Here is a 9,930-nt window from a genome sequence, read left to right on the forward strand (position 1 = left end):
TTCTTTTTTATCTCACTGATTTTGCTATATTATTTGTGGGGATACCTCAGACTCTGACCCTGTTATTTTTGTTACTCGTTATAATGAGTAAAAACTTGATAGGGGGCGCCGCCGTAATCGTAGTCTGATAAAACAAGATTAATAACATCGCTTGCTTGAACGTCATAGAGCGTGGTTTCTAACAGTAAATCGTCAGTTTCGCTATCGTAAACATATACATCATAATCACCAGCTTCAATTTCTACATCAAGAGTGCTCAAATAAGAAAATGAGTCAGATTCATCGTATGAGTCAGGCGAACTTCCTTGCTCAATCACCTTCACAGAAATTGAGGTACTGCTTTCGTTGTCAATATTATGAGAAAAAAGCAGTTTCGCGTGGGTTTCAATAATTCTTAAGTCTTCGGTATTGGAATAAGACGTAACCGTGGAGTTTGCATTTCCACTACCTAATAACAGCGCAATTTCATCTGCATGAAAATCTATGCTAGTACTTTCTAATACGGCTTGGCTATCGCTGTCACGAAGATAAATATCAACATTAGTTGCCTCGTCTGGGTCATCAATGGCTATTAAAATAAAGTCAGACAGTTCACCAAAATAAATATCTTCCGCGACTAAATTTGACGTAGTACTTTGAGCCACTGATATAGCACTAGTATTAGTAATATTGTTACTTGCCCGAAGGTAACTGTCTTGCGCTTCATTAGTTAGTTGCCTCGCCCCGCTGCTGTTAAGCTCCACAATGCTGAAAAATGAATCCTCTATTCCCGCACTGTCATAACTAACTAATACGTAAGATAGCGCCTCTCCTTCTTCAATAGTTATGTCGTTTTTCATCGCTAAAATAGTATCGGTGCCTGACTCGGTAAAGACTATTTTATAATCGCCAGCGTCCAACTCAGTGTCTCCACTGACATCGGCTAATGAAAGCGTATAGGAGGCTGACTGATTAGTCAGTGAGCTATCGGCATCAAGAATGTATACATCGACAGAGTCGTCGTAGCTGGCTAAGTTGGCAAATTGCGCCATAGCGTAACCATCGTCAAAATCTGAGTCGTAAACATCGGACACGTCTATTTCTATTTCCAAGCTACTAGGGTAGTCGGTCTCGCCATATAAAATGTAGCTATGTACTTTTTTGTTATCGACTTTAAGTGAATCGTCGTCGATAAAGTTGCTATTTTCCGTATTTGGCAGTATTTGATTAAACTCAATGTCGTAAGAAACATTACTTACATACGAATACGCGGTGGCTTCGGCAAACGACATTTCCCCTTCCGAGTCGTCATCTACCACAAATTCTATATCGGGCGATTGGGGCACTAAATTCACATACTGTGCGTAGCCATTGCCATCTCCGTCTTCATCATCTTCAACATATACGCAACCGGTTAATGATAAGGCACTAATAATGGCCACACTGGTGAAACACCGCTGATAAAAATACATAACATCACTCTTTTCAAATTGTGTTCTAGGAGGCATTTTCGTGGGGATAGTTGCGCAAAGCTGAGTAAATAAGGCGTAAAGAGGATTTCAACATTTGAACGTATAGTAGAAAAAAACCCACCTCGGGAAGTGTGTAGCCATTACTCCTTCACTTTTGGTAAATGATCTGCAAGCAAGTTTGTTTCAGCGTGTGTCGTAGTAAGAAAAAAGTGCGGTCAGATGTGTTGTTCTGTGGCAATATTTATTTAATTCTATGGCCTGCGTTTTGTTGGCCGACTAGATAAGGAAAATCTATGCTGATAAACGCGCGTAAATGTACTGGTGTTGCTCTAGCAGTAACTGTTGTGATTCTAAGTGGTTGTGGAGGCGGTAGCGGAGGTGGCAATACCACCACACCAGTAACTACTACACCACCTGTTAGTAACGAACCCACTTGGGATCCAGGTGTGTATGAATCACAATCTACTTTTATCGCGCAATGTGAATCACCAAGAACAGGGATAGATCCCTTCACAGGCAGCGCTTACCCTGATTCACAAGGCTCCGCGTTAGATGAAAAACTGTGGTTACGTTCATGGACCAACGACACTTATCTTTGGTACGACGAAGTTGATGACAATGACCCCGAGAATTTCTCGGTAATAGCCTACTTCGATCAGTTAAAAACCAACGAATTAACCCCAAGCGGAACAGCTAAAGATAACTTTCACTTTTCTCAAGACACCGCAGAATACAATGAGCTATCGCAATCAGGGGTGTCATCTGGGTATGGATTCGACTGGGAGTTTGTTGCTAACACTTCCCCTCGAGAGCTTGTGGTTCGTTTTACTGAACCTGACTCTCCTGCTGCATTGGCCAATGTACCTCGCGGCGCTTCATTGATTACGGTCAATGGTATCGACTTCGTGAACGACAACACCCAAGCTGGTGTTGATGCCCTTAATGCGGCGCTATTTCCTGAAAGCGCGGGCACTATTACCAATTTCGAATTTGAACTTATTGACGGCAGTTCGCTAGCTGTGGACATCACATCATCCGATGTAAGCGTAACGCCAGTGCAAAACGTTAGCGTGCTAGATACTGAAAATGGCAAAACAGGTTATTTTCAGTTCAATACCTTTATTCGCACAGCCCAAGATGGCCTTATCGATGCGTTTGATTTATTCGTAGATGAGAATGTAACCGAACTGGTTATAGATTTACGTTACAACGGTGGAGGCCTGTTGGCTTTGGCTTCTCAGGTTTCCTATATGGTAGCAGGCCCTAGCCAAACTAATAACGCTATTTTTGAAACCACTCGCTTTAACGATAAGAGCGGTACAACAAACCCGGTAACCGGCGGCACGGTACAAGCAACCCCATTTTATAGTAATGAAATAGACTACAATGCAGGCGTACTAACCAGCACCTTGTTACCTAGTTTGTCGCTTACACGTGTTTACGTGATAACCACGGGTTCAACGTGCTCAGCCAGTGAAGCGGTAATGAACGCATTGCGGGGGGTCGTTGTTGAAGTGGTACAAATAGGCTCTACTACCTGTGGCAAGCCATATGGTTTCTACCCTACCGATAACTGCGGCGAAACCTATTTCACTATTCAGTTCCAAGGTGTGAACAATAAAGGCTTCGGCGATTACGCCGACGGTTTTATGCCGGTAGCATCCCCTAGCTTCGACTTTGAACTACCCGGCTGTGATGTGGAAGACGATTTTACAGCATCACTAGGTGACCCCGAAGAAGCCATGCTTGCAGCGGCCTTAGAATATTCTGCTACCGGCAGCTGCCCTGTGGTTGCTTCCACAGAAGAACTCACTAGGGCTAACGCTTTAGGTAATCAAGAAAGTGCTGCTAGCACAGCGAGTAACCAAACAGGAGAAGCCCTGTTATCTATTGATAATCCGAATACTCGTAGAAATACCTTTATTTTGCACAATAAGGTTAACGAACCTGTTATTGAGGAGCGCGAATAATGGCAGTTGTTAAAACGGTACTAGGTGCACTTGTCATTCCACTTGCTGTAGCAAGTGGCTGCGCAATGACCCCTGTGCCGAATGAAAAAGACTTGGTTGACGCACTCACTGACGACTTGAGTTTTGCCCAGAAACAGATAATAGAAACTAAAATTAGCGACTGGTTTGGTGGCATCAAAATTACCCTTGCCGACGATGTATTTTCTGAGTCTTCGCAAGTTAGTATTGAGCGTAAAGCACACTTGGACGAAAGAAGATTACCTATTGAGGGAAGGCACAATAATCCCGCATTTACGTTTACCTTACTGACCGATGGTGAGCATTGTGTTTTGCGCAATGATCTAACTGGTGATATTGAAAAGCTAAGTGATATTTCTTGCTTAGCACAATAGCAAATTTTAAAAAGGGTCAGAGTGTTTAATTAACTCTGACCCATTATTTATACTTTACGGTTGCAGACTCGCCAGCACCCACCCGCTGGTATTGCGGCTTTACAAAACTCGTATGTACCGAGCCCAATGCTTTTGAAAGCGATAAAGTCACTTCATCTACATGCGCAAATGTGTGTCGAGACTGCAATACTAGTTCAGCGTCGTGTGGAAGTGCTTCGCTATGCGAGGTGTAGCTAACCGTTTCAACAGGTATTTTTTGTTTATTGATCACTAGAGTGGTTGTTTTTTGAAGCGCGCTTTTTACATAGTCAATTTGCTCTTCAGCGGTTAAGTCTTCAGGCATAAGCGCATCAATATCACCGAACAGCCATGCTGGCTCGCTACGAAATGCGCTGAGCAAATGTGTCGCATTAGTACGCACCGTCGGCCACATACGCACCCCCCATTTTTACTCTGCCCCATTTTTACTTTGCCCCATTAATCATGTCTTTAGCTGTATTTTGAATACCTTCTGCTGACTGGCCATTAACGTTTAGCATACCTTCTAAATTTAAGGTACCGCCTTGATTGTTGTAACCTATGAAGGTTGTTTTGTGTGGACCCAGATCTAACTGCCTTAATACTCCCGCCATTACTTCTGCACCTGTGTGTGTAACGATAATACGTAGTGGAGATTTAGGTAAAATACGCTCTATGCTCGCAGGCTCATGGCAATATTCAGCCTCTGTTTTGTCTCGAGGTGCACGAAATCGACCTGGTTCTAGCAGAGCGACAACCGAGCATTTTATCCCCTCCTTCTTCAACGAATTTGCCGCAGAAAGACAAGCCTGCAATTGATACCCGCCTACGGCTATAAGCTGTATATCTGGGCTTGATTGTTCCAGGGCAATAAATAATCCCTCATTCGCGGCATGTTCAGACTCAGCTTTATTCGTAATGACTGGTAATTCTTTTTTTGCCGCCACGATAGCAGCAATTTTGCCATGGGTTTGATATACGTTTTTAAGTATTGAGTTTGAAGTGTTGGCATCAATCGGAAAATACACAGGTGCTACATCAGACATTTCGCAAATCCAGTTTTCAGTAAACTTAGGATCTTGATGAGACTGTTCATTTTTTCCGTTTTCCCACGTATGCGAGGTGGCTATTATAGGCACGCTTATCCAACTTGCCGAACGATTCGATACTTTTAAATTTCGGGAAAAAATGGCTTCTTGCCTCATGGCTCCTAGCATTTTCATTGCGAAAGCTTCGTAGGTTACAACCAAACCTATACCTTGCTTATTAGCCAACACTGCTGACACCACGGCTTCTTCATTTAGTGCGGTAATCACCCCACCTGTTAACGACTCTAACTCTTCGTCTTCTGGTGCACTTACACGGTGCTTAAGCGTTCTGATTGTAGCCATCATTTGATTGCTTTGTATCTCGTCAGGGTTCCCCAATCGAAAGCGCAAAGACTTATTGGTAAGGATCAAGTCGTTAATCCACTGATCAATCTGAGCAAGGCACGATACTGATCCCTCTACTTCTGAATAATTATCATCGGGAAAAGTTAGGCTAACTTGTTTTAATAACCGTAATTCATGATCCTTTTCCTGTACTCGTTCGGTGCTCCGATGATTATTCAAAACCTTAACACTTTCTAATAGCGCTTCTTGAGGAACATGAAGCTTAGCCGTTGCCTCATTAAAAGCTGCTCTTGCCTTATCGTCATCTACTAAGCTATTACCTAACGGGAGACTATGCGCTGCATTTGTCCCTGCTGAAGGTAGACCATAGCCTTTTGCAACCTCAGCAATAATATAGGGTAGTTTGACAGGGTACGAATTCCGCCCAGATTCTGCTTCGTAACCGCGTTTAGCTAACGTCTCCGTAGCATTAATGATTGCAATTGCGTATGCGGCAGGATCGCTACCATCTATAGTGACAGGATCAAAATCGTGTAACTCCAGATGTTGTTTAAAGTAACTGGTGCCCCCTTCTTGTACCATCAAAGTACGCTGATCAATTCTGCGTCCGTTATCAATCATAACAGGCGCGACTAATCCTGTGTCTGAAGCACGCCACCAGCGCGGAGCCCAATCACTTCCTCTTTGCTCTTCAAATGCCCCGTCACTTAAAAAGGTGACCAGCTCTTGCCCCGGAAGCGGCATATGAACGTACTTGAGTGAAGTGAAACCTAAATACCCTCCCTCAGAAATTCCTCCCGCCGTGTGTAAATTTACATGACTTCCCACACGAGACTCTAATTGCCCTTCGGCATTTAGATCATATCGGTAGTAGTCATTACACAGCCGGCTCAGCCCTTTCTCGTTACATGAATAAAGTTGTTCTTTCTCTTCATACTGATTGCCGGTAATTGCATTCACAGCTTCTATTGCCGCCACACAGTGCCCTTGGCCCATAACCCATGAGCGAGTTTTACCGCTTAAAGCATTAGCCAGAAGATACCCTGTATAAGCGGGCGTCATATTCAGTGCCCCCCCCTGTATGGCCCTGCGCTTTTTCTTTAAAATCGTCGATATTTAGTGGGTTGCCTGCCATAGACACACGTTTTGCGTAGGTCATGTGGGCAACCAACCACATGCTGGCACTACAGATTCGATCAGCTGCTTTTAGCAATTCTATTGCGTTTAATAATTCGGATTGTTCACCACATGCAGCGTGATAGTGTTGGGATAAATACTTTTCGACAATATTCATCGTCGAGGAAGTATGTTGGATTTTTCCATACCCCTTAGACCACTCATTGAAAGCGTCATTAACTTTTGCGTTGAATACTGCCGGCATTATCCATTCTCCTTCGTATACGTTTTATATTGGTTAAGCATCACTTTGCATTCGTCACTGGGGGTAACCCAAATCTCAGTTTGGGAACCTGTATCGTGAATTGCACAGCATCCTTCTGCATGCTTGTTTTTCTCTTTAGAGACAGAAATGCCAAGCCCTGCAAAACGTGACAACCCAGATTCCCTCACTTCAGGTTGGTGCTCCCCTAGCCCTCCACCGAAGGCAATTGCGTCTACGCCACCCAAGACCCCCATAAAAGATCCAATTGCTTTGGTCAGTGCATAAGAATATACGTCGCGAGCGAGAACCGCATCGGCATTTTGGCTCTGTTTCAGTGTGCGATAATCTCCGGAAATACCACTCAAACCAGCCAGCCCCGCTTCACTATTAAACATTTTGGATAAGCTTTCTAACGTGTAGTTTCCATGCTCTAGCAAATGCAGAACGATGTTTGGGTCGATAGCACCGCTGCGCGTTGTCATGGGTAAACCGTCGGTTGGGGTATACCCCATAGTGGTATCTATTACGCATCCATCCTGCCAGGCAGCTAATGAACTTCCACCCCCTAAATGAATGGTAATAACACGCTTAAATCGCTTTTGTTTTTGAAGTTGCTCCCATTGAGATTGATGTGCAAGCCCATGGAAACCATATTTCATGACTGGCCACCGTTTGGATAGTTCATCTGGAAGCGGATAAACTCTCGCGTACTCTGGAAGGGTATTAAAAAGAGCAGAATCGGAAAAAACAAAGTGATTGCAATCGGGCCACTTGTGAAGCCCATGTTCAATTAATTCAAGTGAGATTTTGTTATGAAGAGGGGCTAAGGGTAACCAATGTCTAATTTCATTCAGGCAATCCTCATCAACCTTTTGAGGATTACTATCCTTTTTTCCAATGTGAACAACACGGTATAATAGTGTGCTGCAAGGCAAAGCGTCATTTAGGTATGAGGTAAAATGATTAAGGAGCTGTTCTGGTTCACCTTCAATGGACTGATGTTCGAGTCGATTATTTCCCTCCCATAACTGAAGTTCCAGAGAACCACTTCCCGCATTACAAACAAGAATTCTTTCAGAGTTATTTTCCCCACAGAAATCTTTACAACAATCATCGGAGTCTCTAACGGGGTATGAGGATCTATTATCTCGCATAGCTCAATTATGTGCTTTGGGATAATTTTATAAACGAACCGTTCTTCCATATTGATCACTCTAGGAACAAATAAATTACAAAAAAATAGTGGCTGAGAAATAAGGGCCCATAAATCAAAAACTACTTTTGATCTTCCGCTTTTGTATCAGGCACCACTATATATTGAAGTTCAGAATTAGGGGTATGTCGCTAGACGAAACAGTAAAAACGCGCTGCCTCTACAGCGTTTATTCACTTAACCATTATGTAGGGTAAAAGAAACGAGCTAACGAATTTCACCCTCGTTCAAATGTACTCTTACCACATTTAGCTTTACTCTATGTGAAGAAACGTGACAAAAACGAGACTAAAAAATGCAACCTCACGACCATTCACCACTAGATGATTTTAATGAATACCCCGAACACACGATGCTATCGCGAAGCACAGACTTCCTAAAATTAATGCAACGCAGGCACAGTATTCGACATTTCAGCGACCAATGTGTAGACAAAACGATTATAGAAAACTGTATATTAACTGCCGGCTCCGCGCCAAGTGGTGCCAATCATCAACCTTGGCACTTTGCAGCTATTCAATCGGCCGCAGTAAAGCAAAAGGTGCGAGAGCAAGCGGAAGCGCACGAGCGAGGATTTTATGAAGGTCGTGCTGGGCAACAATGGTTAAACGACCTTAAGCCTTTAGGCACAGATTCAAGCAAGCCCTACTTAGAAACAGCTCCTTGGCTTATTGCAGTATTTAGTCAAAAATTTGATGAAGTGGAAAGCGGAGAAAAACGTCAAAATTACTATGTTCATGAATCTGTAGGCATTGCTGTTGGCATGCTTATTACCGCGATACATAATGCAGGCCTAGCAACACTTACCCATACGCCCAAGCCTATGAGCTTTTTGACCGATGTATGTCAGCGGCCCGATAACGAGCGCGCTTATATGCTTATTGTTGCGGGGTATCCGGCACCTAATGCAACCATTCCAGCACATGCTAGGCAGAAAAAGTCACTAAACGACGTAGCCAGCTTTCTTTAATGAAAAGCTGTCAAAGTGTTGTAGGGTAAAGACCTTTAAGTCGGCTTCACTCTGGCCCCGTTTTTTGTTCACCCAAGAAACGGGGGGCAGGTTACCCTGCATACATTTATAGTAATCTAACCACAACACTTCTTGTATTTTTTACCGCTACCGCAAACACAGGGATCGTTACGTGCAGGTACTTTTTCTACCGTTACAGTACCCTTTTTATTCAGTAGCACTGTTAACTCTTGTATAGATTCCACCGCTCCTTCCTTTGTATCAATAGTAATATCTGCATACAAATCTGCGTCCGCCACTAATGCTTTTACTTCTTGTTTTCGAGCTTCATTGGTTACCACTAATTTAAGCGGATATTTTTTACTGCCTGCAATACGGCTGGCATTTCGTTCATAACCGTATGTTAGGGTCGTTTGACGAGCGTCTTTACGACCTTTGAAAAAAAATTTATCTGACATTTGGTGTTCCAAACATTTAAAAGTAGAAGGAGGGTGACATCTTTAAGTCGTCACAAAAATTAGCTAATCAACCGAGGCCTTGGATAAGAAATTTCAAAATGAAGTCATTTTTCTCAATCATTTCATTAAAGAGCTATTAGCTATCTATTTTCAATCCATTTAACTAGAGTAAGTCATAATATCTTTGCCTGAATTAGGGCGTCCATGATGTGGTTTAGTTACTCTAAACCCATGATGAGCGATAAAAAACAGAGGGTAAAATTGACTTTCAGGGGTTGCGTATCCGAGATTCAGATTAACCACGCATGGTGAATTATAGAGAGCTATATGATGATCTGCTTATGTCTAGTCTACTACAAGTGCAAAGCACACACACAACCTACGTAAGATTAACGTAGCATTTAGAACAAAAACGCCGCACTAAAGCGGCGTTATAGTTCCAAATTTACATTCTTTGTTTTCGGGATAGATGAAAATGCGGGCTATAAACGAGGAGCTACAAACGGGGGCCGCTTACTTTTAGCTATAATTGATGCAGCCCCCATTAATGTTTTACTTTTTGTTAGGCACAATCAGGTACTTTTCACCTGTCTTCTTAGCATTGTATAAGGCGACATTTTCAGGCTGCAGTGCTTCTTCAAGGCTTAATTCTTTGGTGTAAGAAGACGCAAAAGTAGTGTTAA

9 protein-coding genes and 1 pseudogene are annotated in these 9,930 nt (G+C 43.0%); 3 read left to right on the forward strand and 7 right to left on the reverse strand.

Translation table 11 applies throughout. From position 1 onward, the window contains the following. Positions 1-71: 71 nt before the first annotated feature. Entirely contained in the window at positions 72-1,451 is a 1,380-nt protein-coding gene (locus AAC006_RS20925; RefSeq protein ID WP_338456234.1) for a DUF4397 domain-containing protein, read from the reverse strand. A 293-nt stretch (positions 1,452-1,744) separates the two neighbouring features. Here AAC006_RS20925 and AAC006_RS20930 point away from each other — a divergent pair, with 293 nt between their 5' ends. Together AAC006_RS20930 and AAC006_RS20935 are read left to right on the forward strand one after the other, a co-directional pair. Continuing rightward, the gene (locus tag AAC006_RS20930; protein WP_126873725.1) at positions 1,745-3,421 is read left to right on the forward strand and encodes a S41 family peptidase; all 1,677 of its coding nucleotides are present in this window, start codon (positions 1,745-1,747) and stop codon (positions 3,419-3,421) included. After that, positions 3,421-3,813: a hypothetical protein gene (locus tag AAC006_RS20935; protein WP_126873726.1), complete on the forward strand. Its 393-nt coding sequence runs from the start codon at positions 3,421-3,423 to the stop codon at positions 3,811-3,813. Before AAC006_RS20930 ends, AAC006_RS20935 begins: the two co-directional genes overlap by 1 nt. Positions 3,814-3,856: 43 nt before the next feature. On the opposite strand, the gene AAC006_RS20940 is transcribed toward AAC006_RS20935, so the two are convergent. The 4 genes from AAC006_RS20940 to AAC006_RS20955 are packed head-to-tail and all read right to left on the reverse strand — an operon-like array spanning position 3,857 to position 7,760. Continuing rightward, positions 3,857-4,246 carry a hypothetical protein gene (locus AAC006_RS20940; RefSeq protein ID WP_126873727.1) on the reverse strand — a complete coding sequence of 130 codons (390 nt, stop codon included), beginning with the start codon at positions 4,244-4,246 and terminating at the stop codon, positions 3,857-3,859. Positions 4,247-4,277: 31 nt separating this feature from the next. After that, a complete protein-coding gene (locus AAC006_RS20945; RefSeq protein ID WP_244361130.1) occupies positions 4,278-6,287 on the reverse strand; it encodes a xylulose 5-phosphate 3-epimerase in 2,010 nt (669 codons plus the stop codon). Further along, entirely contained in the window at positions 6,253-6,606 is a 354-nt protein-coding gene (locus AAC006_RS20950; RefSeq protein ID WP_244361127.1) for a hypothetical protein, read from the reverse strand. The genes AAC006_RS20945 and AAC006_RS20950 overlap by 35 nt, the downstream gene beginning before the upstream one ends. Further along, entirely contained in the window at positions 6,606-7,760 is a 1,155-nt protein-coding gene (locus AAC006_RS20955; protein WP_126873728.1) for a pepsin-like aspartyl protease, read from the reverse strand. The genes AAC006_RS20950 and AAC006_RS20955 overlap by 1 nt, the downstream gene beginning before the upstream one ends. A gap of 354 nt (positions 7,761-8,114) precedes the next feature. Between AAC006_RS20955 and AAC006_RS20960 the strand changes: the two genes are divergently transcribed. Then, positions 8,115-8,789 carry a nitroreductase family protein gene (locus AAC006_RS20960; protein ID WP_338456238.1) on the forward strand — a complete coding sequence of 225 codons (675 nt, stop codon included), beginning with the start codon at positions 8,115-8,117 and terminating at the stop codon, positions 8,787-8,789. A gap of 116 nt (positions 8,790-8,905) precedes the next feature. Here AAC006_RS20960 and AAC006_RS20965 read toward each other — a convergent pair whose 3' ends face one another. Further along, positions 8,906-9,247 carry a PBPRA1643 family SWIM/SEC-C metal-binding motif protein gene (locus tag AAC006_RS20965; RefSeq protein ID WP_126873730.1) on the reverse strand — a complete coding sequence of 114 codons (342 nt, stop codon included), beginning with the start codon at positions 9,245-9,247 and terminating at the stop codon, positions 8,906-8,908. Positions 9,248-9,799: 552 nt separating this feature from the next. Then, positions 9,800-9,930: pseudogene (locus AAC006_RS20970) on the reverse strand (NADH oxidase); the annotation flags it as partial.

The sequence above is a fragment of the uncultured Alteromonas sp. genome (genome assembly GCF_963976965.1).
Classification (GTDB): domain Bacteria; phylum Pseudomonadota; class Gammaproteobacteria; order Enterobacterales; family Alteromonadaceae; genus Alteromonas; species Alteromonas naphthalenivorans.